This is a genomic window from Sphingobium sp. CCH11-B1, assembly GCF_001556865.1.
In the GTDB taxonomy this organism is placed as follows: Bacteria; Pseudomonadota; Alphaproteobacteria; order Sphingomonadales; family Sphingomonadaceae; genus Sphingobium.
Window position 1 is genome coordinate 1 of record NZ_LSJY01000035.1, and the last position, 268, is coordinate 268.

1 pseudogene is annotated in these 268 nt (G+C 60.1%); it reads right to left on the reverse strand.

The features are described 5' to 3' along the window. Nucleotides 1-268, reverse strand: a pseudogene (locus AX724_RS22630) (site-specific integrase); the annotation flags it as partial.

The window sequence follows — 268 nt, forward strand, 5'->3', positions numbered from 1 at the left end:
GAAAGACGGTAGCGTTGCACTGATGGGATCGCGTGCAACAAAGCTGGACGGCAAATACCCTGCACGACCAGGAACCGAATATAGCTCCGTATTATCGTGACGAGCAGTGATGCCGAACCCGGCGTCTCCTTGCTTCGTTGTTGAAACGCCCGTCTGAGGACGGCTGCATCCCATTGTGAAGGCTCGCCGAGCATAGGCGCGAGCCGCCTGATATCGGCCCGGTAGCGCCGGATCGTCTCATCGGTCGCGCCGCGGTGTTGCTTGAGCC